This window comes from Nocardiopsis sp. RV163 (assembly GCF_001029525.1).
In the GTDB taxonomy this organism is placed as follows: Bacteria; Actinomycetota; Actinomycetes; order Streptosporangiales; family Streptosporangiaceae; genus Nocardiopsis; species Nocardiopsis dassonvillei.
Window position 1 is genome coordinate 59,823 of record NZ_LEKI01000005.1, and the last position, 25,416, is coordinate 85,238.

A 25,416-nucleotide genomic window follows, 5' to 3' on the forward strand; every position below is an offset into this window, starting at 1 on the left:
GACAACAGGGGTTCGGTGTGCCCGCAGGTGTGAGACCTTCGCGTTTCCCGGTCAGCGGGAAGGGGCACGGCGTAGCCTGACCACTAGAGACTCTGCGTGAAGCTCTGGTTACTGACTACACCTTCAAGCTATTAGTGAATCTCACTACAGTCAAGCAACTGAAGGAAGATTCACCAAGAAAGAGCTACACTGTCACCATGCAGCGTCCTCACAGCCCCACCCTCCGCCGCCGACGCCTGTCAGCCGAGCTCAAGCGAGCTCGCAACGAAGCGAATCTGACCACTACACAGGTGGTGAAGACGCTCAAGTGGGCAGCTGGCAAGCTGAGCAAGATCGAGACCGCCGAGACACAGACGATCAAGGCTGACGATCTCGACAAGATGCTGGATCTGTATCAGGTCACCGACCCCGACAAGCGCGAGGCTCTTCACGCCCTCGCCAGGGACGCCAAGGTTCGGGGGTGGTGGTCGAAGTACAAGGAGGTGTTCGGGCCTCAGTCGCTCCCCGACTTCGAGGCAGAGGCATCCGCCATCCGCACCTTCGAGTCATCCATGATCCCTGGGCTACTTCAGACCCCGGACTACACGGCGGCTCTGCTTCAGGGAGGTCGCTATACCGAAGCAGCGGCAATCGAACGTCGTGTCAACGCCCGCATGGAGCGACGGCAGATCCTGACCAGATTCAACCCAGTACGTCTTCGCGCGGTCTTGGACGAAGCCGCGCTTCGTCGGATGATTGGTGACGCTGAAATCATGGCCGAGCAGATGCACCACCTGCTCTACATGGCAAAGCTTCCCAACGTGGATGTGCAACTACTGCCTTTCTCAGCAGGTTCACACGCTGCACTTGCCGCTTCCTTCAGCATCTTGGAGTTCCCCGAACCTCTCGACCTACCTATCGTGTTCGTCGAGACAGCGGCGGACGGCTTGTTCCTCGAAGAGACCGAAGAGGTTGAGCAGCATAGTGTTACCTTCAGCGATGCTCAGGGCTCCGCTCTGAGCACTGCGCAGTCCGCAAAGTTCATTACGGACGTCCTGAGGTCCCTAGAGAGCGAATGATGATCAACGAACCGATGTTCCGGAAGAGTAGCTACAGCGGCCACGGTCAAAACTGTGTAGAGGTCGCCGACCTGCCCTGTGGCGCGGCCGTCCGGGACTCCAAGCACCCCACCCACGGCCACCTCCCCTTCCCCGCCGCCGAGTGGGACGCCTTCCTCACCTCCGCCCGTACCTCCCAGAGCTGACCTCGGCGACACGTGGTGGTCGATGGGTGGTATCCCGTCGATCACCACACTGCTTCTTACTGCGGTTCCCCTCGACCATCGACTGCCCTACCCCGGCCTGTCCTGCTCCGCCCTCGCTCTCGTCCTTCGACGAGCCTTCAGGCTGGGATCGGCCAGCGGCGCCAGCACCCTCGCCAGCTTCGCTCAGACCCGAAATCTGAGCACAGAGGTGACCGAGGACCCTTGCGCTCGCTTTTCTCGGAGGAGCAGTCCGAACACCACCGAAGGAAGCCAGACAAAACACCACCGCCCTCACCGCACATCAGCACGCAGCACCGGCATCGAATACCACGTCATCCGCATACTTCACCGGCATAACCGCACCTTTCCGGCACGGGTTCCAGCACCCTCTCCGGTCCGTGTCGGCTTCGCTGCCGAGAACGGATAACCAGCCCGGCTCAACGCGACCGTCGTGGTATTTTCCTCGCACGCGCTCACCCCCGATTCCAGGAGCGCGTGGGAGGGCGGCCACCATGACACGTCCCTGGGAAGCGGACCCGTCCGCTGACATGGCACGGAGGCTGGGCAGGTCTCCGGCCGAACTGGGCAACACCGACAGAGCCAGCGGTTGCCCCGACATCTGGGAGCTCGACAACGGCGACATCGCCGTGATCGGGCGCGACCTGACCGACGCCTACGCGGAACGTCTGCCATCAGGTGCGGCCATCGCAGAGGACGAACGTCTGGTCGTCATCCCCCGCAACACCCTGATAGCAGCGAAAGCGGACATCCCTGATGCTTGACGCCATCGACGGCCTTTCCGGTGACCGGCTGGAGCTCGGCCCCTATCTCGACGACTTCGACGGGCGTCTGGCATCGCTCAGGAACACCGATATCTGGAAGCTCGAACGGCGACAGGTCTTCCACCAGCCGGAAAGTGACAGTTGGATGGCGTTCCGGGAGGGACGCCACGACGAGTCCCTCCGGCTTCTGGAGAACAAGCGCTCCTCCTTGCGGGAGGAATTCGCCGAACTCGCCCGAGCGGGATGCGTGCTGCGGCGAACCCGTGTCGTGGAGAAGCCCTTCACGACGTATCTGCTGTGGGAACTGCACTCCCTCCATCTGCGAGCCCAGTGCGGCGAGGACGTCCGGATCATCTCCCCCGGACCCCTCGCGGCGTGGGAACACAGTGGCCAGGTACCCGAGATCGTCGGGCTCGGCGACGAGGTGGCGTACAGAATCCGGTACGACGACCAGGGTGTTCTCCGGGGCGGAGTCCGGTTCACCGACCACGCCACCACCACACGGTGCCGTGCCGAGATCGCCGCGCTCCACGAGGCCGGTGAGGATCTGAAGCGCTACTTCCCGCGCGAGGTCGAGGGGGCCGCGCTCAGCCGTGACTGACCGCAGGCCCTCCGAACCCGGTGGGGAACCCGCCGAGCGGCCCGGTACCAGTGCCAGTACACACATGGGCGCGGTCGCGGGCCGCGCGGTGCAGGCGCGGGACGTTCGAGGCGGGGTGCACTTCCACGGCCAGGGGCCGACGGCGCACTCCGCTCCCGTACCCGGGCAGCTCCCCGGTGACGTGCACGGATTCGTGAACCGGGTGGGCGAACTGGAGGTGCTCAGCACCCACCTGCGCGCTGAGGACTCCGCCGGCGGCGCTGAGGCTCCCGTTCACGTCATCACTGGCACGGCCGGTGTCGGCAAGACCGCTCTGGCCCTGCACTGGGCCCACCGGGTGCGCGACCGCTTCCCCGACGGCCAGCTCTACGTGGATCTGCGCGGATACGGGACCGGCCCGCGGGTCGAACCGGACCAGGCGCTGGAACGCTTCGTCCGCGCCTTCGGGGTGCCCGCGGACGCCGTACCCGCGGACGTCGACGGCCGCTCCGCCCTCTACCGTTCCCTCCTGGCCGAACGGCGCGTGCTCGTCGTCCTCGACAACGCGGCGACCGCGGCGCAGGTACGCCCACTGCTGCCCGGCTCCTCGGCGTGCGTCGTGCTGGTCACCAGTCGGGACCGGCTGTCCGGGTTGGTAGCCCGGGACGGAGCGCGGCGTCTCACCGTGCGTACGTTGGAGCCGGCGGAGGCCGTGGAGCTCCTCGAACACGTCACCGGGAACCACTGGCCGCGCGATGAGCCGCACGAGATCGCCGAGCTGGCCCATCTGTGCGGAGAGCTGCCCCTCGCCCTGCGCATCGCCGCCGAACGGGCCGCCGGACGGCCCCACATGCCCTTGGCGGAGCTGATCCAGGACCTGCGGGACGAGTCCGCTCTCTGGGACGCCCTCGCCACCGACGAGGAGGAGGAAGCCGACGCGGTCCGCACCGTCTTCGCCTGGTCCTACCGGGCCCTGCCGGGGGAGACCGCACGCCTGTTCCGGCTGCTCGGGCTGCATCCCGGCCACGACTTCGACGCGGGCTCCGCGGCTGTCCTCGGCGGTCTGCCGGTCCGGCGGGCACGGCGCGTTCTGGACATGCTCGTGGGCGCGCACCTGGTGGAACAGACCGGCCCGGACCGGTACCGCTTCCACGACCTCCTGCGTTCCTACGCGCTGGACCAGGCGCGCCGCGAGGAGCCGCCGGAGAGCCGACAGGAGGCTCTGGGGCGCCTGCTGGGTTGGTACCTGCGCACCGCTGACGCCGCGGCCCGGGCGGTGGACTCACCACTGCGACAGTTGGAGCCGGGCCCGGGTCCAGTCGGGAGTGCTTCCGACGGCGTTCGCGAGTTCACCGACAACGCGGACGCGGTCCGATGGTTCGAGGCCGAGAGCAGGAACCTGGTCGCCATGGCCGAGGCCGCCGCCGGGGCGGGGATGGACGCGATCGCCTGGCGCCTACCGGTCGTACTGAGACACGTCTACGTGTACCGAACGCCCATGAGCGCCTGGATCGCCACGACCCTCCTCGGGCTCGGTGCGGCCCGGCGGGAGCGGGAGCACGCGGCCGAAGCGGACCTCCTGGAGAGCCTGGGTATGGCGTACGTACAGTCCCACCGCATGCGGGAGGGCATCACGCACCACCGGCAGGCCCTTCGGTTACGGCAGGAGCTGGGCGATGAGCTCGGGGAGGCCATGTCGCTCAACGCGCTGGGGCTGGCGCATCTGCGCGAGCACCGGTTCGACGAGGCGCGCGAGGACTTCGAACGCTCACTCGACATCGCCCGGCGTCTGGGCGAGCGGCGTTGGGCGGGAATCGCGCTCGGCAACCTGGCGGACGCACTGCTCGATTCGGGAGATCTCCGTGAATCAGTGGCCCTGGCCGAGGAAGCCGTCGCGATACACCGCGAGACCGGCAACAGGATGAGCGAATTCGCCTGCCTGGCCTGTCTGGGAGCGGCATGGCGGGAACTGGACTCGACCGACCGCGCGCTGTCCTACGGGCGGCGTGCTCTCGATGTCGCCCGGGAACTGGACAACCCGGTCCGGGAGGGGTTCGCGCTCCTGGAGCTCGGCAGGGCCCAAACGCTGCTCGACCGACCGGAGGAGGCCCTGACGAGTTTCCATGAGGCAGCCGCACTGCACCGCTCGATCGGCGACCACGTGCGCGAGTCCGAGTCCTTCGAGGGCGCGGCTGAGGTCTACCGGTCACTCGGACACCTGGTCGAGGCAGCACAGTTCTTCCGCCAGGCGGTGAGCGGTTACCGCAGGAACAAGGCCCGCTGGAACCTGGCGGTATGCCTTGACCGCCTGGCCGCCGTGGTGTCCCGCAACGGCGAAACAGAGGCGGCACGCGGGCACTGGCGCGAAGCGCTGGAAGCCCTGTCGGACCTGACTGATCCCAGAGCCGAGCGCCTGCGTGAGACGATCACCGGCCACCTCGGCGACGCGAACGGTTGACGCCTTTCGAGGAGCGGCGGACCGCACGAGTGGGTCAGCATGGCCCGGCATCCCGCGCATGATGTCCTCGACCTGCTCGGCCGTCCGTTCGGGCGGACCGGCCTACCACCCGAGCGGCTCTTCGGGCACGATCACGCGGTGCTGAATCGGCCCCTGGAGCAGCCCTGACGCCTTTCCCGCCGGGCCTCGATAGACGCCTCCGTCTCCTCGGCAGAGACCTTTACTGGGATCCCCCAGAGCGCGAAGCGATGGCCCCGGAACCGAAGAATTACATGCTCTCCACCGACGTCGGCGAGGTCACCCGGGGGCCGTTAACCCGCACTCCCCCAGATCAGCTCTTCCAAGGGCATGTCGGTGCCCCGCGCCGAGCCTCACCCGCGTATCTCACGCCTGGTCGAGAAGGCCGCGAACCAGGAGGTGAATGTTCGTCCACGGGTTCCTGTCACGTGGATGGACGGCGTCCCCATACCTCTCATGCAGCCGTTCGGCCCGGCCGATCGCCTTCTGCTGCGGATCGCCGAAGAAGTGTGCGGGGTCGAAGTCCTTGCGGTCGGTGTAGCAGCACTTCAACCTCTCCATCTGCTTGATGGCGTCGGTCGTACTCAGATATCCGCCGACGTCTCGCTGGTGCAGGAGCAACCAGAGTTCGAAGCACGGGTTCGCATAGGCGATGTTGATGTCGGACTCTCGTGCCAGGCGCATCGCCTCACCCAGCGAGTCATGCGCCCGGGGCGCCTCGACGTCGATCACACACCACACCTCGTCGTACTCGGTGCCCTGGTCACCACGCCGCGTGGGCGCGGAGTCCCTGCGCTTCTGCGCGGCATTGACCAGCTTGTACGGTTCCCCGTGATCGGGACCGACCTCGATCGACACGTTCGAGAAGCGTTGCCGTCTCCTCATCTCGGTGAAGTAGGTCGTCCCACCGTAGGTGTCCTCACAGAAGAGGAGATACCTTCTTCTGGGGTTCTTCGTCCCCACCTTTTTCGGACTGAGGGAATTGTTCCGATTTTTCCTGTTCAACGCCACGCTGGAACGCTACCGCACGTTTAGCGATAAGATGGGCTAGTTCACGACCCACATCACTATCAAATGTGGGCACAGCGGAATAAAAACCCAAAAGGTACTTTTTGACCACGTTGTCACGGTCGTCACGCACTTTGTACTCTCGCAGCGCGGTCAGCTCCGTCGCGCCATCTGGCCCCTTCTCCGTGAGCCACGCCTGGTCCCTCGTCAGATAACCGTAGGAGCGCCTGCTCAGCAGTGTGACGTCATGGGTGTTGAAGACGAGCTGGGCGCCACTGGGGTTGGTCTCCCGTTCGGAGAAGAGCCGAACCAGCTGGCCCGCCAGGTTGGAGTGCAACCGTGCGTCCAGTTCGTCGATGACGAGCACACGCCCCTGCTCCAACGCTCGGACCACCACACCCACCAGCTCCAACCAGGTGTGTGTGCCATTGGACTCCGCGCCGTACGGCAGTTCCACGGTGCCGTCGGGGGATCGGTGTGAGACGACGATCTCCGGTGACTGACGCCAGTCCTCCGCCGCCATCGGAGGGCCGTCCGGGTTGAGCACGCGAAAGCCCGCCGTGAAGTGCGCCGCGGCCTCCTTCGGCAGTTCTCTCTCCTCCGAAATGATTCCGGAGATGCCGAGGTCCGCGTACTGCGTCAGGAGGTGGCACAGCTCCCGTTCGGGCCCCGCGAGCATGCGCAGGGTGAGGTCCAGGCGCACGTGGGCGTTCTCGTCGAAGGCCATCGTCATCCGATCGACCCAGTCGTAGACACGGGTGAGCAGCGGATGGTTCCCGGCCGCGCCAGCCGATAGGAACAGGCTGTTGGGACGCACCGACTCCCACACCATCCGGGTACGGTTCCCGAAGCCTCTGCGTAGACCGGGACCGAGTTCGACCTCCTGGGGCCCCTCCCTCTCGAAGAGGACCCGCATCCGGCCGCGTGGCCAGGTGTACAGCCACTCGGAGACCACCGCACGGTCGTCTACCGCGAAGCCGTATTCGTGGCGTACCCCGTCCAGCACGAAGTCGAAGGCGAATTCCGACGGCCGCGCCACCGCGGCCTCGTCCAACGCGAAGGGGATGCGCCCGGTCCCACCCCTGGGGTTCCACCGGTTGTGCGAGTACCGGACGGCGTCGCGTGCGTAGGCCATCGCCCTCATCAGTTTGGACTTGCCCGAGGCGTTCGGCCCGAAGACACCGACCACGGGCAGCGCCTTCAGCCCCGTGCCGGGGACGTCCAGCACGGCGAGGTCGTCGTGTTCGTCGGCGGCGACCAGGCTCAGTTCCTGTTCGCCCCGGATGGACTCCCAGTTCGCCACATGAAACCGCAGCAGCACGGCCACCACCTCCCGGATATCTTCGCGCCAAGGATCTGACACTGGTTACCGTAACCCGCGAGTATTGCTTTCATGTGTCCTTCACACTGGATTCTGGAGAATTTTTCCGCGAAGAGCCCTGGGGCATACACCTAGGTGTACACTCCGAGTCCGACCACATGTCAGGCTCGACTCCCACCCCCATGGGCGGACGGAATGCCCTTCCTGCTCGAACAAGGCTTCCGGTGTGGTCGACTTCGCCGATCATGCGCTGCTCCCGCTTCCGGGAGCGGCTCCACGACCCGGCCGCACGGCGCTCCGCTGAGGCCTCGGTCCATCCACGTCCGCCCGACTCATCGAGCGCTCCGGCACCGTGAGTTCACCGGCCCCGTGCCTGGTAAGGATCACCCGTTGATCAAGCGTGTCCTCTCCGTTCACGACTTCCGCTGTTTCCAGCGCTGGAACCAGCGCGGCAAGACCGTCGACTTCCAGCGGCTCAACCTCGTCTACGCCCCCAACGGCACAGGGAAGAGCACCTTCGCGGAACTGCTCAGCGGTGTCCCGGGGGACAAGTCGTGGTCCCACGGAACGCGGACGCGGATCCAGCCCGGCGACGACCCGTCCGACATCGAGGAGATCAACGGACCGGGGCACCGGTTCTGGGACGACGTTCGCCTGTTCAACGCCGAGTACGTGCGAAAGAACCTGCGGTTCGACGCAGGTGACGGAGACACTTCCGGGGCGGACGCGCCGGCCCTCCTGCACATGGGTGAGAAGAACGTCGAACGGCAGGAGCGCAAGGAGAGGGCCGAACAGGAGATCGAGCGGTTGAGGCCCCTCTTGAGGGATCTGCGCAGGGAGCGCGACTCGGCGCTCAAGGAGGCCGGGAACCTCTGCACCAAGCTGGGGCGCCGGGTGAACAACACCCTCAGGGGCAAGGCCCTCCGCTTCAACAAGCAGTTCGACAAGCGAAACGTGGAGAAGGCCCTGGCCGAGCCTCCCCCTGCCCGGTCGGAGCTGCGCAACGCCCACGAGCGGGACCAGGCACTGTTGAACACCTCATCGTCGGAACAGGTCCCCCCGGTGGACCTCGGTAGCCTGCCCGTCGAGGACCTCCTGTCCACGACCGCTCACCTCCTGGAGCGCACGGTCACCTCGGACGTGCTCTCCGCGCTCAAGGAACGGCCCGACCACGAAACCTGGGTCCGACAGGGCCTCGGGCTGCACGCGGACCGCCACACCTGCGTGTTCTGTGGAGGCGAGGTCAGCGCTCGTCGAAGGGCCGAGCTCGACCGGCACTTCGACGAGGGGTACACACGGCTCCTCAAGGAGGTCGACGAGAGCCTCGGGCGGGTCCGGCGACTTCGAAGCCGTGTCGAGAGGCTCCCCGCCGAACTGCCCCACCGAGCGCTCCTCTTCGAGGACCTCAAGGAGGATTACGGCGAGGCGACCAAGCTGGTCGAAGCCTCGATCAACGCCTACCTCGCCGTCCTGGACAGGATCGCCGAAGCGCTCGAACAGAAGAAGGAGGGGATGTTCACCGAACTCACTCTGCCCTGCGACCTGACACCGGTGAGGATCGACACCACGACGGTCAACGAGATCATCGGCGAGCACAACGAGCGGACCGAACGCCTGGACAGCGACCGGGCCGAAGCCGCGGAACGCGAGTTCCAGCGCATGTTGGAAGAGATCAGGGAACCGTGGGCGAGGCAACGGAACAAGCACACGGAGCTGTCCGAACGGGTCCGAGAAGCGGAGGGCGAGCTGGAGGCACACCTGGACACCGTTCGCCAGACCCCTGAGGAAGGACTCGACCCCCGGTACCTCGTCTCCACCCTCAACCGGGACGTCAACAGCCTGCTGCGGCGCGCCGACCTCACCTTCGTCTACCGGGACGACCGCTACCACCTGCTCCGGCACAGCACTCCCGCACGACATCTGAGCGAAGGCGAGAAGACCGCGATCGCCATGGTCTACTTCCTCGTCAGCCTGAAGGAACAGGACCAGGACCCCGGCCGCGCCATCGTCGTGGTGGACGACCCGGTGTCCAGCATGGACGAACAGCTCATGACCGGCGTGCAGTCGATGCTGGTCGGACAGCTCGACCCCCTGAACCCGCAGCCCGGCTGTCGGCAGCTCTTCGTACTCACCCACAACGCCGCCTTCCTGCGCATGTGGACGAAGGAACTGACCCGAGGCAGGGGAAATCCCAGGAAGTCGCTACCTCCCACCGCGACGCTGCACATCATGAAGTCGGTCCGTCTGGGTCCGACGTCCGAGCCCGGGTCCCGCCGCCCCGAACTGGCACACGTGGACCTGGCGAGCAAGAGCATCACCGCCCTCGACACCGAGTACAACCTGCTCTTCTACCGAGTCGCCCACGACCTGCTGGAGGCGAACCACTCCGTCGCGGTGGAGGCGGACCTCAGGCTCATCACTGATTCGTCCAACAGCACCCGTAGGCTGCTGGAACACTTCCTCGGATTCATGCGCCCCAATCAGGCGGGAAAGTTCACCAACGTCGTCGAACACGCGTTGAAGCAGGAGCGGGTACGGGCGAACCGCATCACCGCTCTCCTCAACGGCAACTCGCACCACGCCCCCGACCCCGAGGGCAAGGAGCCGATGAGCGACGAGGCCCGCGGAACGATCACCGACGTGTTCCGGCTGATGAACGAGCTCCACCCCGAACACTTCGACGGCATGTGCGAACGGCTGGGGATCAGCGAGCACAAGAGCTCGCTCCTCTGCGACTGACCCCCGAAGGTTCGACACCGCGCGCCGCGATCGCGGCCTGGCGACGGCGGCCCAGGGAACCCTCCGCATTCCGGGGGCCGAAGATACGGGAAGCGGTGGCCCTGTCCTCCTGGGCGGGGGAACAGGGCCACCGGAGAGGATCAGGAAACCGTCGCGGCCTCCGGCGCCGCGAAGCCCTTCGGCAGCAGCACCTGTTCGACGTCGCTGATGATTCCCGCCGGGTGACCGTCCAGGGTCGCGGGCCCCTGGGGGCCGCGCATCGGGCACAGCAGCCACAGTCCGTACGGGCTGGTGCCCGCCTCGCGTGCCTCCTGGACGAGGGCGCCCAACAGGGCGCGGCCCGGCGCGTAGCGGGCCAGGGGGGTCGCCCGGTACAGCAGCACCACCGCGTCCTCGCCGGGTCCCGCGGGCCCCGCCGAACGCACCCGGTGGCCGAGCCGTTCGAAGACGTCGCTCAGCATGCGCTCGAAGGCCGCAGGACGGCTGTTGTCGGCCTCGACCAGGACGTCCCAGTCCAGGCCGCCGCCGATCTCGCCCAGGACCTCGTCGACGACCGCGACGAACTCGGCGGAGACGTCGAAGGGCACCACTCCGGGGGTGCGCGCCAGGGCCTCGGCGCTGCGCTCGGTGTCGGGCATCCACGTCTTGAGCGCACGGAAGCCCCCGCTTCCCACCGAGGCCTCCAACTGCTGCCAGGCTCGGGCGGAGGCGGCGTCGAGCTGCCCCGGAGCATGGTGCGGCCCCGTGTGCGTGGAGGGCTGGTACGTGGTCAGCTCCGGTTCCAGGTACCAGTAGGCGGTGCCCTGGTGTTCGCGCTTGCGGAGTTTGGGGTACCTGCCGACCAGCAGGTTCCACAACTGCCCGTCCCCGGGGGCTTCGAGCGCGGGGAAGCGCGCCCTCACCCGGTCGCGTACCTGCTGCGGGGTGATACCGGGCGCGCCCAGGTAACCGACGGCCTGGGTGAGCTGGAGCGCCCGTTCCAGGTCCAGATCGACCGGGTAGAGCTCCAGCCGCGGCGTGGCCTCGGCACAGCCGGAGGCCACCGCGGCCAACTGCACCAGGTCGGTGTCGCTCAGGGGCTCCATCCCCTCGGGTGGGGTGACGGCCCGCAACCCCTGTCGGACCGTGGCGGGGGTGGGCAGGGGCTCCCCGGACCGGACCCGGACCAGTTCGTCCGCGCGGCGCCCGAGCGCCTCGGCGTAGTCGAACAACTCACCCTCCACCGGGACGGAAGGGTCGTCGTCGATGACCTGTGCGACCAGTACCCTGCGGTCGTAGCGGCGCACGACGAACCTCTGGTCGGTGCGGCGCTCCTCGCACTCCACCGCCACACGTACCGCCGCCATCGCGTAGGCGGCGCGGGCGTCCCCCTCCAGCGAGGTGCCGCGTAGGGTGAGCAGTTCCGCGGCGATCTGCCCGACCTCGCGGACACGGCCGTTGCGGGCGAGGATCTCCACCACGTCGTCGCGGACCGAGTTCAGGAGTGAGGCGCTCTTGGACCAGTAGGTGACGGCGTGTTGCAGATCCCGGTCCACGAGTTCCCGGGGAAGCCCCAGGCGCTCGGCGACCCTGCGGTGGGTGGGCCACCATCCGGTGTGGGCCGCGGCCTTCTCGGGGATGCCGAGCAGTTCGCGCACCGCCCGCACCCACTGCCCGTTGGCCTCGGTGGAGGCCGGGATGAACTGGCGGATCACCTGGTCGAGGGTGGCCTTCCTCTTGTCGTCACCGTCAGCGCCGCGGGGCAGCTTGGACCGTGTGGCGACCGCGTACTCGGCCACGTCCAGGCGCTTGCGCCAGTCTGTGACCGCTTTGACCAGTTCGTTGCGGGTGGGCAGGGAGACACCGCGCAGGCGGTGGAGTTCCCGGACGGGTCTGGTGAGCAGGTCGCCCACCGTCTCGCACTTGAGCACCCGGGTGGCGGTGTCCAGGGCGAGCGGGGTGAGCCCGGCCAGGTGCAACGGCGTGTTCAGGTCCGCGCTCTCGGCGTTGCGTCGGCGGGTCTCCTCGTTCTCGACCACGGCCTCGGCCACCGGAGAGGCCGCGTAGAGGGCCGCCTCCCAGGCACTGCGCATGTCCTGGAGCGTGGCGAAGCGCCTCTCCACCCGCCGGTGCAGCGCCCGGTGGAAGAAGGAGACCAGGAGGGTCCGGTTCTGCTCGGGGAAGGCGTCGCCGGAGAGTTGCGGAAGCTCGACGTCGTCGGCCAGGAACTCCGGGCCGACCCCGTCGTCGTCCCACACGGGGAGTTCTCCGGTGGCCATCTCGTGCAGTGTCACGGCCAGGGCGTAGCGTTCGGCGAACTCGTCGTAGGGGCGGTCGGGTCCCAGGAACGGATCGAGGTAGCCGCGGGTGCCCGCCGCGGTGTTCTCCAACGCTGTCCTGGACAGGGAGAAGTCGAAGAGCACCAGGGCACGGCCCTGCTTGGGCGGCTCCTGGACACCGAGGTTGGCCGGCTTGATGTCGCGGTGGAAGACCTTCTTGCTCTCCAGGTGCTCGACCGCGTCGAACAGGTGCTGACCGAACCGGAGCAGCTCACCGGTGCCCAGGGCCCCCTGGCGGGACAGGTAGTCCGCGAGCGTGCTCTCCCCTGCGTGTTGCAGGGGAAGGACGGTGCGCTCGCCGATCTCGCGCACACCCGTTTCCTGGTCCGCTCCGGCGGAGGCCAGGGCCACGATCCTGGGGCCGGAACCGACGATCCGCAGTGTCTGGGCCTCCCCCCGCAGCGCGGCGGCCGCCGAACCGGAGTTGAGGGCGACCTTGTGGACGACCTCCACACCCTTCGGCCCGCTCATGAGCAGGGCGCGCGCCGTGGCGCCCTTGCCCAACACTTCCCGGACCCTCCACCCCTGTTCGGTCTCGTCACCGGGTCGTGCGGTGAGCGGGTCGGTCTTGACCTCGGGCTGGGTCAGGTACTCCTCGACCTGGTCGAGCATGCGCAGGAAGGACTGGACCGTCGACAGGCGGTCGCCGGGGGAACGGCGGGTCGCCTCGCGAACGAGCGTGTCCAACTGGGGGATGACGTCGTCGCTCACCGCGGCCGGGGTGAGGCAGCCGTGCTCCTGGATCTGTCGGCTCATCTCACGGCGGTTGCGTCCCGGCGGCTGGCCGGTGAAGACGAGGTAGGTGAGCGCACCGAGGCCGAAGATGTCCTGAGGGGCGGCCCTGCCCCCGTAGTCGGGGAACTCCGGTGCCAGATAGGCCTGGGCTGCCGCCTCGACGTGCGCGGCCAGGGCGCGCTCGCCCAGCGCCGCCTCCAGGTGCTCCGTCGCGGCCCCGCCATCGGAGGTGTGGCGCGTGTGGCCTCCGCTGCGCAGGCGCAGGCTCTCACGGGAGGCCACCTGCCAGTCGGCGATGTACAACCTCGGGAAGGAGCCGTCCAGTTCCACCCACACGCTGCGCGCGGCCAGGGCACGGTGGAAGAGGCGGTTGCGGTGGGCGTGGTTGACCGCCTCGGCCAGTTGGCGGACCATCTCCATCCGGGTGTCGATGTCGAGGTCGTCCCCGTGTTCGGCCATGAAGTGGTCCAGCCGCGTCCAGGAGGAGTGGTGCCGGAAGGCGATGCCCGGACCGATCTGGTCGACGACCCCGAAGTACTCGGCCTTGACGATTCCCTCGTGGGAGATGCCCTCCAGGGACATGTACTCGCGCTTGGCCGCACGCTCGACCGAACGGCGGTCGTCCTCGTTCGGGGACTCGCCGTAGTGGTAGACGCGCACCCGGCTGCTGCTGCCCAACTGCTGGTGCCGGGCCCGGTAGTCGGTCCAGGTGGGTCCGCTGTCGAAGGAGCGCTTCTCCAGCGTGTACTCGCCCAGTTTCAGCGCGCGGTCCAGCGACTGGACACCGATCGTCTCCATCAGGAGCGAGACGTTCTTGAGGAAACCCGGGCTGACCGTGGTGTGGGGGCGGCCGAGCAGACCGCTCCAGATACCGTCCAGGCCGGTCTGCTTGTCCAGCCCCTCCCGGCCGTAGACCTCCGCCAGCTGTACCTCGTCGAAGTCACAGCGCAGGTCGTCGGCGGAGAGGAAGACCGCGGCCTTGATGAAGGGGATCCGCACGTTGTCGGGCAGGCCCAGTTTCCGGGCCGCCCACTGGAGGCGGTCCTTGAGCTCCTTGGCCTTCTGCTCGGTCAGGTGCAGCGGGTTGGTGATGGTCCGGCGGTGGCCGTTGGTGAAGGTCCACTCACTGCCACGGTTGGTGGCGCGCCCCGGGTGGCTCTTGATCTCGACGAGGAAGGCGCCGGTGGGGGTGACGGCGAACAGGTCGCACTCGCGGACGCGGTTGTTGCGCGCGGTGAAGGACATGCCCTGCCAGGCGCGGTAGGGCTCCCGATCGGGGAAGTACTCGCGGATGTGGCCCAGGGCCGACTGCTCCCAGCGGAACTCCGAGGGTTTGCCCCACCATCGGTTCGCCATCCGGCCGCTCCCTCTCCAGTTCTGCCCCGCCTGACTGCCCGTCCAGCATAGGACTCCCCAGTGACAGAGGCACGTCCGGACTGAAAAGGTACGCATGGCAGCTCACGAAGGACATGCCTCTCATCATCCACGCGACGATTCTGATCTCGTTCTCCTCGGTGATCTCGACAGGAGATAACCTTCTTTCCCCGCCCACCTCACGATCGTGCCGTTTTCGCAGGGAAGAAGCGAAGCCCATGAGCGATGTCGCCCCAGCCGCCTGGTTGATTCGATCCGGACGCCATGGCGAGCGCGAGGACCTGTGCCTTCGGGAGGGCGTGATCATCGTCGGCTGGCATATCGGCGATATCAACGAGTGCCGCACTCGGGAAGAACTTAAGCGCCGTGTCCGGGCTGCCTACCCGGACGCGGCCAAGGGAAGTGTCGCCAACTGGACGGGGCAGCTGTGGCGCTTCGCCCGCTTGGTCCTAGAGGGCGACCACGTGGTCATGCCGCTCAAGAACTCCTCCAAGTCCTCCCAGAAGGTGGCGATCGGTCGGGTCGTCGGTCACTACGAGTACGACGACCGGGCTCCCGAGGGGTTCCGCCACATCCGCAGGGTCGAGTGGCTGCGTAAGGACGTCCCCCGCACCGCGATCCAACAGGACCTGCTCGACAGTATGGGATCCCTGCTCACGGTGTGTGGGCTGACCCGGTTCGACGCCGCCCGGCGTGTGGCGGTCCTGGCTGGGGGAGGCAAGGATCCCGGAGCTCCGACCGTGTCGGAGAAGGAGGAGTGGCACGAGGCCGAAGGCCACGCCGAGCTCCTGGCTCAGGCCGTGGCGAGGGATCCTCACAACCCCATCACGATGACGATCCGCAAGTTCCTGTCCTACTGGAACGTGGCGCGACGTACCCCCTCCTCCGAGGCAGCGATTCAAAGCGACCTGGAAGAGAAGGGACTGACCACACAGCCCTCGTTCACCGAAGGATGGATCGACAACACCATCGCCATCGTCCGGGTCGGGGAAGAACCCACCGGCGAGGAAGCCACGTCCACTCCGCTACCGGAGAACGAGGTCGAGGAACCCCCCGAACCCACGTCGGCCACACTCCGGGTCGGGGACCTGGAGGCCGCGAACCGGAAGGTTGTCTCGGTCAAGCCCCAGGACACGGTCCGCAAAGCGGTGACCACCATGATCTCCCGCAACTTCTCCCAGTTGGCGGTCATCTCCGATGACGGCCTCTGCCATGGAGTGGTGAGCTGGGAGTCCATCGGCAAGATGAGGCTGGGCGGTCTGGAGCCCACATCCGTGGACCAGGTGAAGGCGAACGTCCCCATCGTCGAGCAGGACGACCTGCTGTTGGACCAGATTCCGCACATCTACGGCCACGGCTTCGTTCTTGTGCGCAGCTCCGATCTGAAGAGTGTGTCGGGCATCGTTACCGCGGCTGACCTGACCCTGCAGTTCGGTGAGTTGGCGCGGCCCTTCGTCCTCATCGAGGAGGCCGAGCGGCGCCTGCGGCAGTGCGTGGACGACGTCTTCAGCGCGGAGGACATCTGCGCTGCGACCAACAAGAAACCCGACAAGGTCAAGTCGGCGGCTGATCTGACTCTGGGAAGCTACTGGCACCTGCTCAAAGGCGATGACGAGTGGAGCAGGCTCGGATGGGACGTGGACCACGAGGAGTTTCTGGACCTGCTGAAGACGGTGACCGCCATCCGAAACGAGACCATGCATTTCAGCCCCGATCCCCTCACCGAGGAGCAGATCGACAAGCTGAACGGTTTCATCGGCCTGTTGCGGGTGCTCAATCCCGACGGGTGAACCGATCCCCGTCAATGCCACCGAGAATCGCGCGGTGAGGTGAGGGCGGCGGGGGCTCAAGTCGTTCCAGGAAGGCCCGGACGAGTCCGTCATCGAGTACTGGACCCGCACAGGCCTTCTTCCCGTCGGTGGCGCGGGAGGAGGACGAGGCGCGCAGCCGGGCGGACGAGGAGGAGGTCCCGAAGTTGTTGGAGGGGTTCATGAGCGGTTTCTGACCCCGTCCCTACTCCTCACCGGCCGCGAGCAGGTGCGCGCGGCGCTCTTCCAAGGGCCCGGAAGGTCCGCCACCGCGCCACGCATGTCAGCGCTCTTCGTCAACTCGGGGAGACACAGGGGCCGGGTCGGGCCGTCGCGTCCGCCTCTTCCTCCTCTTCCTGCCCTTCTTCCCCTCTGCGGACGCGGACTGTTGAACTCCGTGCACGTGAACCTCTTGCAGGGTCTTGAGAGCCTTCTTCTCGATCTGACGGATGCGCTCACGGGTGACCCCGAAGTACTCACCGATCACGTCCAGGGTCTGCCTCTCCCCGGTCGTCCACCCCATGCGCCGTTCGATGACCTCACGTGCACGATCGCTGGTCAGGCAGGACAGCAGCTCGCGCGTCTCCCTCTTACGCTCGTCCTCCAGCAGCTGTTCCTCCGGAGAGGGCAGCGCACGGCTCTCGTCCTCACCCACGAGGGTGAGCAGGGTGGTGTCGCCCCGGATCTCCCGGTCGAGCGAGTCGGTCCGGTAGGTGAGGCGGTGGACCTGGTCGACCTCGGAGACCGTCAGTCCGCTGTGTATCGCTACCTGCGCCACACCGGTGCCCCTGCCCTGGATCGCCAGGGCACGCTCGGTGGCCGCGACCTTGGCCATCTTCTCGTGCATGTGCACCGGGATGCGGATCAGCGCCCCCTCGTCGGCGATGGCGCGGGTGATGGCCTGGCGGATCCACCAGGTGGCGTATGTGGAGAACCTGAAGCCCCGGCTGCCGTCGAACTTGACCACCGCGCGCATCAGGCCCTGCATGCCGTGCTGCACCAGGTCCTCCGTCTCCAGCCCCTGACCCTCGTACTTGAACGCCAGGCTGTAGACGAGGCGCTGGTTGTGCAGCACCATCGCCTCGTAGGCCCGGCGGCGCTCGTCGTCGGGCTCCAGAGCCGCAAGGTCCGCCTCCTGGAACTCCTGTTCCGGGAACTCTCCGCCCCTCATCAGTGCGGACAGTCCCGTCTCCGCCCGCGCGGCGAGGAGGCGTTCGCCGGGACGCCCCAGGACGCGGTCCTCGGCCAGCACCCGGCGGCCCTCCGCGATCGCCTCGCACAGTCCCGGGTTGACGGGGGCCGCGCTCGTGTCCGGGGCGGCGTCCACGGAATCGCGCGAGCCGACCGTTTCGCTCCGGGAACTCCCGTGTACGGATTCCGGTCCTTCTTCGGGTTCCACGACACCCGCGTTTTTCGAATGCGTGATCGATACACCTGACTCTCGCAGGTGGATCACAAAATCTTCGACCTCGTTTTCCCTCAGTCCGGAGATGCGGACGACACCGTCGAAAACCTGCGGGGATATTCCCCCTCCGAAGACATAGCGGCGCGCCAGGCGGACGACGGCTCCCAGCCGGGAATCCTCCTGCTGCTTCCCGACCGGCGGCCGGTGGGCGGTCGCCTGCGTCGCGTCGTGAGAGTTACGCGCTGCGGGAACCTCCACCGGGCCGACCACCGTGATGCCCATCCCCGGAAGGGTCGCTTCGATCCTCCCGCGAGCCTCACTCTCGATCCCCAGCTCCTCGCACACATATTCGATTTTCTCGGAACTGATGCGGCCGTTTTCCGCGCCCTCGCGAATCCTCGCGAGAACGGCTCTGACCAAGCCGCGGCGATCGGGGGGCGGCGTTGACGAGGTGAGGTTCGGCATGCTTCGGATAATGTCACCTACCGCTGACAGAATCCCCCACGTACCGAGAAGACCGAAGCACCGCCGGAATTTCTTTCCCCTAGCCTCCGTATGAGAACAGGACACGGATGTCCGAGCGCTCCACCAGCCAGGACGAGGCACGCAGCCTCCTCGCGTCAGCCCTGCGCCGACAGCTCATCGGCCCAGCGGATGGACAGCACGAGGTGCTCTCCGTACCTCCGGACCGCCGCTACCTCATGGGCACCCTGTACCCCCAGGAAGCCGATCTGTACTCGCGCATCCTCGCGGCGGGCGAGGAACCCGACGGACCGGGTGCCGAGCCCCCGACAGAGGAGAGCGACTTCGCCGAGGACCCGACCTCCGACGCCAACGCCTGGTTGCCCTCGTCACTGGGCCTGTCGCTGTTCACCGACGCCCGCTCCCTAAGCATCACCTGCCGGAGCTCGCGCTACGCGGTCGAGCGGGTCGAGGGGCGTCGCCTGTGGAAACGTGTTCCCCTCGACGAAGAGGTCATGGAGGTCTCCGAGAGCGGCGACCTCCCAGTTCACGACGGGCGCGCCGTCCTGCGTGTGCGGCGGCGTCCCTACGCGGGTGCGTGGCTGGTGACCATCGCCCTGGTCAACGCGGCCGTCGCCCAGCCTCCGGACTCCTCGGGGGCAACCGGTCACCGGCCTCCGCGCACCGACTGGGAGCGGATGCTCTTCCAGGCCTCGTTCAGCGTGGAGCCGCTCGAGGGCACGTTCCTGGAGTACCCCGACGTCCTGCTCACCAGCAGTGACCCTGAGGAGGAGGAACTGCGTCTGCAGTACCGGCACGTACGGACCTTCACCGTCGGCCACGGCTGCGCGGTCACGGAGGAGCGGTCGGCTTCCGCTCCTGACGGCGGCCCGCCCGACAGGGTCAGCACGGAGGTCATGCCCGCGGAGGAGGTTCTGCGGGTCCGGCACGCTGGCCGGAATGACTCCCGGGCGCTACGGCTGTCCTTCCTCAGCGACGTGTCCGTCCATCCCTCGCGGATCGCTGAGGAACTGGCCGACTTCACCCGCGGCTACCGGAACTGGTACGAGGAACGTATGCGGGAGGCCGCCACGGAGGTTCCGCACTGGGGCCAGGCGGCCGCCGAACGTATTCTGACGCGCGTCCACACAGCCGTCAGCCGTATGGAGGCCGGAGCACGCCTGCTGTGCGAGGACCCAGTCGCGCTGGCGGCCTTCAGGACGGCCAACCAGGCGATGGCCCTGCAGATGCGCCGAGGGAAGGCGGACCTGGCTGGTACCCCGCGCACACGCCGCGACCCCCTGCCGCAGGACACCACGCCCGACGACGCATACGCCTGGCGGCCCTTCCAGCTCGGTTTCTTCCTGCTGTGCGCGGCGGGCCTGATCGATCCCGCGCACCCCGACCGCGAGAGCGCTGACGTCATCTGGTTTCCCACCGGCGGCGGCAAGACCGAGGCCTACCTGCTGCTGTCCTGTTTCGAGATGGTCCTGCGGCGGTTGCGGCACGGGGCCGCCGGCGGCGGCACCGCCGTACTCAGCCGGTACACGCTCAGCCTGCTCACCACCCAGCAGTTCCAACGAGCGGGTACCACCGTATGCGCCCTCGAATACCTCCGGCAGCATCCCGAGGAGCGGGCCTGCTCCGACCTCGACCTGGGTACGGAACCCTTCTCGATCGGCCTGTGGGTGGGCCAGGCCACCACGCCCAACAGCTACGACAGGGCACACGAACTGGCCAAGCAACAACGAGCGGCGGCCCAGCCCACCGACGCCTTCGTCCTGGACCGGTGCCCCTGGTGCGGTACCCGGATCATGCCCGCAACCAAGTCGACCGATTCCGGCGACTACGGTGTGCGAACCTCACCGTCCTCGTTCTCCTTCTTCTGCCCGCGCGAGGAGTGCGCCTTCCACTCAGAGCTTCCGGTGCGCGTGGTCGACACACACCTGTACGACGCCCCGCCCTCGTTCCTGCTCGGCACCGTGGACAAGTTCGCCCGCCTGGCCTGGGAGCCCAGGGCCGGGTGCCTGTTCGGGGGCGGTGACCGGCTGCGGCCCTCCCTGGTCATCCAGGATGAGCTGCACCTGCTCACCGGTCCGCTCGGCACCACTGTGGGCCTGTACGAGTCCGCGGTCCTGCAACTGTGCTCCTGGGACGGGACACCTCCCAAGGTCGTGGCCTCCACCGCGACGATCCGCCGTTCCGGTGAGCAGATCCGCGCGATGTACGGACGCGACGTCCAACTCTTTCCTCCGCCGGGACTCGACGCCCGCCATTCCTACTTCGCCGAACCCGACACGCACAATCCCGGCCGCCTCTACGTGGGTGTCATGGCCCAGGGACACACGTCCGGACGTGCGACGGTCGCCACGGCGGCCACCATGCTGCACGAGGCGGCGCGCCTGCCCGAGGAACACCGCGACGACTACTGGACACTGGTCGCCTACCACCACAGCCTCCGCGAGCTCGGCCGGACCCTGACCTCGGCGCGCGACGACATCCCGGCCCAGCTCATCGGGATGGGTCGGGGCGGGGTGGACACACGGGAGCTCACGGAACAGTCCGTCCAAGAGCTCACCAGCAACCTGGACCGCGAGGAGCAACCCCGGCTGCTCGCCCGCCTGGAGGAGGGCTGGCCCGCGTCCGCCGCGGTCTCCTTCCTCGCCTGCACGAACATGCTCTCCGTGGGCGTGGACGTCGGACGGCTCGCGCTCATGCTGATGCTCGGCCAGCCCAAGGCCGCCGCCGAGTACATCCAGGCGACCAGCCGCGTCGGACGGCACCGGGTCCCCGGTCTGGTCGTGGCGTTCTTCAACGCCACCAAACCACGGGACCGGTCGCACTACGAGACCTTCGGAGTGTTCCACCGCTCGCTGTACCGGCACGTCGAGCCGTCCAGCGTGACCCCGTGGTCGATCCCCTCCCGCAAACGTGCTCTGCACGCAGCTCTGGTGATCCTCCTGCGCCACGGCCACGGGTGGTCGGGAGAGGACCAGGCCTCCCTCATCCTCGACCGGCCCGACGCCGCGGCCGACGCCGTCGGTCGGCTGGTCTCGTGGGTGGAGCACGCAGTCCCTGACACCGCCTCGGAGGTAGCCGTCGAGTTGAAGGAGCTCATCGCCGACTGGCAGGACCTGGCCACCGCGGCGCGCCGGGCCGGGGCCCGTCTCTACTGGAGCGGTCAGGGCCGTTCGACACGGCACGTGCTCAAGAACTTCGACCGCAGGAACGGCCTGTGGGAAACCCTGAACTCGATGCGTTCCGTCGATCGGGAATGCCAGATCACCGTGAAGGGAGCACAGTCATGACCCGCACCCGCAGGCTGCGTGTCCGCCAGGCCCAGACCATCGTTCCGTTCGGGGTCGGCGCCATCATGGAGACGCAGGGTGAGTCCTTCGTCGCCGCCGACATCTCCCACTGGCCCGTGTCCATTTGCCCCTGGGTCGACTCACCGAGGCTCGCGGAGCGGTTGAAGGTCTCGGGTTTCAAGGCGCTGCCCCCGGCCACCAACGATTTCTTCGACTCCCCCGATGCCCAGGGAGCGCCCTGTGTCCGGTTCCCCGCGTGGCTCTTCTGCGGTGCCTGTCGCGGTATGAAGAGGTGGGCGACGGCGGACGAACGGCCGGGAACCGCACCGGTGTGTCCCGCCTGCCCCACACCGCAGGTCATGAGTCCCATGCGGTTCGTACAGATCTGCTCGGCCGGACACATGGACGACGTGGACTGGTGGTGGTGGGCGCACAGCCGTCCTGGTGCCCGGGACTGTGAGCGTTCCGCGAAGCGGCTGTCGTTCCTGGTGGACCGCTCCTCGACCGGGTTGGAGGCGCTGTCAGTCTCCTGCCGGGCCTGTGACTCCTCACGAGACCTGCTACAACTGCTGGACCGGGGCCGTACACGTTGCACAGGCCGCCATCCCTGGCAGGGACCGGGCGAGGCGGTGGACTGCGACGAGCAGGCCCGGATCGTCCAGCGCAACGCGGGCAACGTCTACTATCCGATCACCCTCTCGGCCCTGGACATCCCCGGACCCGAGAGCACCGGCTCCCAACAGGTGGACCCCCAGATCGCCGCGCGCATCCGGGAGGACGCCCTGTGGACGGGCCTGTGCCGGGCCCAGGACCCGGTGCGGGCGGAGACGATCACCACGATGATCTGTGACGCCAACGAGGGGGTCACCGCCGAGGACGTAGCGGCCCTGCTACGCCAGGAAACCGGTGAGGACGCCTCCGCCGCCGTCTCCACCGGCGACGGCTCCGCCTCTCCTGCGACGGACCTGAGCTGGGGCGAATGGTCGGCGCTGAACACTGATACCGCAGTGAGCCAGCGGCATTTCACGGTCCGCCCCGTCCCCTTCGGCTCGCTGACGGGGAACAACGAGGCCGAACGGCTTCTACGCGCGCGTATCGGGCGGGTCGTGATCGCCGACCGGCTGCGCGAGGTCCGCACCCTGCGCGGATTCTGCCGGGTGCAACCGTCGACGAAAGGCATGGTGGGGGCTGACGCCACAGGTCGCCGCAGCTGGCTTCCCGCGACCGAGGTCTTCGGTGAGGGGGTGTTCCTGTCCTTCTCCGAGCAGGAGCTCACCCGTTGGGAGGCACAAGCCGGAGTCCGTGAGCGGGTGGAGAGCCTCGCCCACGACCTGGACTCCGCCTTCCAAAGGGACCGGCTCACCGGAACGGTCGGTGACCGGCTGCTCCCCCGCCTACCGCTCCTGCACACCTTCGCCCACCTGCTGATCCGCCAGCTCTCCTTCGAGAGCGGCTACGGGATCTCCTCCCTCCAGGAGAGGGTGTACGCGCGCCCGGGCGCGGACGGCCACCAGGCCGGGGTGCTCATCTACACTGCCGCCGGTGACGCCGAGGGCACTCTGGGCGGGCTCGTCCGCCAGGGTGCCTCCGAGCGGTTGGCGGATACCCTGCTCAGACTCCTGGAGTCAGGTGCGTGGTGTTCGGCCGATCCCCTGTGCGCAGAGCACGGTGCGCGCGGGTTCGCCAACCTCAACCGTGCGGCCTGCCACGCCTGTGCCCTTCTTCCGGAGACCAGCTGCGAGGCGGGTAACGCGCTATTGGACCGCGTGCTTCTCATCGGCGGTCCCGGAATCCCCGGGTTCTTCGAGCCGGTGGTCGAAGCCGCCCTGGGTCAAGCGGCCCGTATCGCACGTGCGGAGGGACCGCTGTGACCGCTTCGGATACCGGCCCCACGTTCCTGCGCTATCTGGACCTGACGACCGGGCAACGGAGGGTCCTGGACGAGCTGCCGTTCGACGGCAATCACCTGGTGTGCGGTCCGCCGGGGTCGGGCAAGAGCGTACTGGCGGTCCAGCGCGCCGCGATGACGGCCCTCACCGGCACGCCCACCACGCTCGTGTGCCGCTCCAACCTCCTTCGCCAGTACGTGGAACCGGCAGCCGCCGCACTGAGTCCGGGCCTGAGTGTGGCGACCGTCCATTCCTGGCTGGGGACCTGGTACGCACTCGCGGTGGGGGGCCGACCGCCCACCCTCACTCCCGGCGGGTTCGACATCGATTGGACCGCGCTGCTCACAGAGGTAGCGGGGACGGACGGCCTTCCCACCGCCGGTGCTCTGGTCGTCGACGAGGGCCAGGACCTGCCGGTGGGGTTCTACCGGCTGTGCCGTCTGGCGGGGGCACAGGTGACCGTGTTCGCGGACGAGTACCAGACCATCACCGAGACCAGGAGCACGGCCGCGGAGATCCGGAGCACGCTGACCGCTGGCGAGACCCGCATGGCGGGGAACCACCGCACCTCACGGCCGATCGCCGAACTGGCCGAGCGGTTCCGCCTGGGCGGCCCCGAACCCCTTCTCCCGGATCGGGACGGGCCAGTGCCGGTCCTGGCCAGATACCGTGCCTTCGGTGAACTCACGACCGAACTGCGCGATCGCGTTCGCCAGCATCCGGAACACACCATCGGCGTGGTCGTGCGGTTCACGGAGTTCCAACTGCGGCTTCTGGAGGCGTTGGAGCGTTCCAAAGTCCCCGTACAGGCCTACACCGGTGGCGGCCGCGGCCGGTACCGCGATATCGACGTCGGCCGCCCGGGTGTCCACCTGGTGACCCGCGCCAGCATGAAGGGGTTGGAGTTCGACACGGTCATCGTTCCCGACTGCCATCACGACACCGCCGACGTCGCGGACCCCGACCAGAGGATGACGTACTACGTCCTGGCCACCCGGGCTCGCCACGAGCTGCTCCTGGGCTTCGCGGGCGAGCGACCGCCCGCGCACCTGGCCGACCTTCCGCGTCACCTCTTCCAAACACGACCGTGAGGAACTCAGGGTTCGCTGAGACCGCCCCTCCTCACCGACCTTGAGCAGGTGCGCGCGGCTTCCCTCCGGAGCCAGAGCTCGGAGGGAAGCCGTCGCGTCCGATGACCACATCCGGTCACCTCACCCATTACTCAGGCATACGCGTGCGACCTGCTCGTATCCCGGTCGGCGGTCGCCCCACAGCACGTCCTCCGCAAGTGACGTGCACCACCGAACATCCACGGCACTCCTCGCGTTCCCCCTGTTCATGTCCAGCGCCACCTGCCCATACGGGCACATCCACACCGAGCAGGCCCACTCTTCGGAAACCGGAAGAAGGATTGGGAAACGTCCCATCCCTGTGGAACTCTCGGTGAGTGCGCGGCCACCTCACATGCGACCCGCCGCCGTCCTCCACCGCCCCGACGGAGAAGGAGCCCCCACATGTCCGCGTGGAACATCCAGGTGTCCGAGGTCAACGGAGTCCTGAGCAGCGTCTCCGGTCTCATCGGCGACGAGGAGGGCACCACCGGGCTGTCCGGGGACTACACCGACCTCGGCACGCGCCTGGAGGAGGTGAACTCCGCGGCTTCGAGCATCCCCATCAGCATCGCGCTCGGGGAGTTCGGCACGCACTTCCTCGGCATCGTCGGGGAGATGATCACCCTGAGCGCGAGCGCCACCGGGGGCGCGGGCGAGGCCACGATGCACTACGCGAACGGCAACCTGGAGATGGCCGAGAACGCCCAGGCCAACGCGGGAACGGTGCCCGACCCTCCCCCGATCCAGCCGCACTGACCCTCGCGCCCGGCTGCTCCCCGGGCCCACCGGCACGCCGGGCGATGCGCCGCGGCCGACGTGCGCCTTTCCTCCCCCTCTCCCCCGATGCCCATCGTGA

15 protein-coding genes are annotated in these 25,416 nt (G+C 67.7%); 11 read left to right on the forward strand and 4 right to left on the reverse strand.

Going from position 1 to position 25,416, the window contains the following annotated elements:
• Positions 1–197 precede the first annotated feature (197 nt).
• The 5 genes from ABD54_RS01965 to ABD54_RS01985 all read left to right on the forward strand — a co-directional run bounded on the left by ABD54_RS01965 (position 198) and on the right by ABD54_RS01985 (position 5,063).
• Positions 198–1,058 (forward strand): helix-turn-helix transcriptional regulator, encoded by an 861-nt coding sequence (locus ABD54_RS01965; RefSeq protein ID WP_047867705.1) that lies wholly within the window; start codon positions 198–200, stop codon positions 1,056–1,058.
• Positions 1,058–1,243: a DUF397 domain-containing protein gene (locus ABD54_RS01970; RefSeq protein ID WP_082166639.1), complete on the forward strand. Its 186-nt coding sequence runs from the start codon at positions 1,058–1,060 to the stop codon at positions 1,241–1,243. The genes ABD54_RS01965 and ABD54_RS01970 overlap by 1 nt, the downstream gene beginning before the upstream one ends.
• 512 nt (positions 1,244–1,755) lie before the next feature.
• Positions 1,756–2,025 carry a hypothetical protein gene (locus tag ABD54_RS01975; RefSeq protein ID WP_047867707.1) on the forward strand — a complete coding sequence of 90 codons (270 nt, stop codon included), beginning with the start codon at positions 1,756–1,758 and terminating at the stop codon, positions 2,023–2,025.
• Entirely contained in the window at positions 2,018–2,626 is a 609-nt protein-coding gene (locus tag ABD54_RS01980) for a DUF6879 family protein (RefSeq protein WP_047867708.1), read from the forward strand. Before ABD54_RS01975 ends, ABD54_RS01980 begins: the two co-directional genes overlap by 8 nt.
• A 64-nt stretch (positions 2,627–2,690) precedes the next feature.
• Positions 2,691–5,063, forward strand: a complete 2,373-nt coding sequence (locus tag ABD54_RS01985) for a tetratricopeptide repeat protein (RefSeq protein WP_047867709.1) — start codon at positions 2,691–2,693, stop codon at positions 5,061–5,063.
• A gap of 384 nt (positions 5,064–5,447) precedes the next feature.
• Here ABD54_RS01985 and ABD54_RS01990 read toward each other — a convergent pair whose 3' ends face one another.
• Entirely contained in the window at positions 5,448–6,092 is a 645-nt protein-coding gene (locus tag ABD54_RS01990) for an RloB family protein (protein WP_235431935.1), read from the reverse strand.
• Positions 6,001–7,416, reverse strand: coding sequence for an ATP/GTP-binding protein (locus ABD54_RS01995; RefSeq protein WP_152691972.1), 1,416 nt, complete (start codon positions 7,414–7,416; stop codon positions 6,001–6,003). The genes ABD54_RS01990 and ABD54_RS01995 overlap by 92 nt, the downstream gene beginning before the upstream one ends.
• Positions 7,417–7,800: 384 nt before the next feature.
• Here ABD54_RS01995 and ABD54_RS02000 point away from each other — a divergent pair, with 384 nt between their 5' ends.
• Positions 7,801–10,149, forward strand: a complete 2,349-nt coding sequence (locus ABD54_RS02000) for an AAA family ATPase (protein ID WP_047867710.1) — start codon at positions 7,801–7,803, stop codon at positions 10,147–10,149.
• A 140-nt stretch (positions 10,150–10,289) separates the two neighbouring features.
• Here the strand turns inward: ABD54_RS02000 and pglW are convergent, their stop codons facing one another.
• Complete coding sequence (gene pglW, locus ABD54_RS02005; protein WP_047867711.1) at positions 10,290–14,558, reverse strand: BREX system serine/threonine kinase PglW; 4,269 nt, start codon at positions 14,556–14,558, stop codon at positions 10,290–10,292.
• 263 nt (positions 14,559–14,821) lie between these two features.
• On the opposite strand from pglW, the gene ABD54_RS02010 reads away from it, so the two are divergent.
• Positions 14,822–16,366, forward strand: coding sequence for a CBS domain-containing protein (locus tag ABD54_RS02010; protein WP_047867727.1), 1,545 nt, complete (start codon positions 14,822–14,824; stop codon positions 16,364–16,366).
• 301 nt (positions 16,367–16,667) lie between these two features.
• On the opposite strand, the gene ABD54_RS02015 is transcribed toward ABD54_RS02010, so the two are convergent.
• On the reverse strand, positions 16,668–17,711 hold the full coding sequence (locus tag ABD54_RS02015; protein ID WP_053063510.1) for an RNA polymerase sigma factor RpoD/SigA: 1,044 nt from the start codon (positions 17,709–17,711) through the stop codon (positions 16,668–16,670).
• 650 nt (positions 17,712–18,361) lie between these two features.
• Here ABD54_RS02015 and ABD54_RS02020 point away from each other — a divergent pair.
• The 4 genes from ABD54_RS02020 to ABD54_RS02035 all read left to right on the forward strand — a co-directional run bounded on the left by ABD54_RS02020 (position 18,362) and on the right by ABD54_RS02035 (position 25,316).
• On the forward strand, positions 18,362–21,559 hold the full coding sequence (locus tag ABD54_RS02020) for a helicase-related protein (RefSeq protein ID WP_047867712.1): 3,198 nt from the start codon (positions 18,362–18,364) through the stop codon (positions 21,557–21,559).
• Positions 21,556–23,430: a DUF1998 domain-containing protein gene (drmB, locus tag ABD54_RS02025; protein ID WP_047867713.1), complete on the forward strand. Its 1,875-nt coding sequence runs from the start codon at positions 21,556–21,558 to the stop codon at positions 23,428–23,430. Before ABD54_RS02020 ends, drmB begins: the two co-directional genes overlap by 4 nt.
• A complete protein-coding gene (locus ABD54_RS02030) occupies positions 23,427–24,539 on the forward strand; it encodes an ATP-binding domain-containing protein (protein WP_047867714.1) in 1,113 nt (370 codons plus the stop codon). The genes drmB and ABD54_RS02030 overlap by 4 nt, the downstream gene beginning before the upstream one ends.
• A 423-nt stretch (positions 24,540–24,962) precedes the next feature.
• Positions 24,963–25,316 carry a DUF6507 family protein gene (locus ABD54_RS02035; protein WP_047867715.1) on the forward strand — a complete coding sequence of 118 codons (354 nt, stop codon included), beginning with the start codon at positions 24,963–24,965 and terminating at the stop codon, positions 25,314–25,316.
• The last annotated feature ends 100 nt before the right edge of the window (positions 25,317–25,416 follow it).

Bases quoted from the DNA above. Each gene is read 5' to 3' on its own strand.
- ABD54_RS01965 (WP_047867705.1), top strand. From the start codon at position 198: ATGCAGCGTCCTCACAGCCCCACCCTCCGCCGCCGACGCCTGTCAGCC.
- ABD54_RS01970 (WP_082166639.1), top strand. From the start codon at position 1,058: ATGATCAACGAACCGATGTTCCGGAAGAGTAGCTACAGCGGCCACGGT.
- ABD54_RS01975 (WP_047867707.1), top strand. From the start codon at position 1,756: ATGACACGTCCCTGGGAAGCGGACCCGTCCGCTGACATGGCACGGAGG.
- ABD54_RS01980 (WP_047867708.1), top strand. From the start codon at position 2,018: ATGCTTGACGCCATCGACGGCCTTTCCGGTGACCGGCTGGAGCTCGGC.
- ABD54_RS01985 (WP_047867709.1), top strand. From the start codon at position 2,691: ATGGGCGCGGTCGCGGGCCGCGCGGTGCAGGCGCGGGACGTTCGAGGC.
- pglW (WP_047867711.1), bottom strand. From the start codon at position 14,558: ATGGCGAACCGATGGTGGGGCAAACCCTCGGAGTTCCGCTGGGAGCAG.
- ABD54_RS02020 (WP_047867712.1), top strand. From the start codon at position 18,362: ATGTCCGAGCGCTCCACCAGCCAGGACGAGGCACGCAGCCTCCTCGCG.
- drmB (WP_047867713.1), top strand. From the start codon at position 21,556: ATGACCCGCACCCGCAGGCTGCGTGTCCGCCAGGCCCAGACCATCGTT.
- ABD54_RS02035 (WP_047867715.1), top strand. From the start codon at position 24,963: ATGTCCGCGTGGAACATCCAGGTGTCCGAGGTCAACGGAGTCCTGAGC.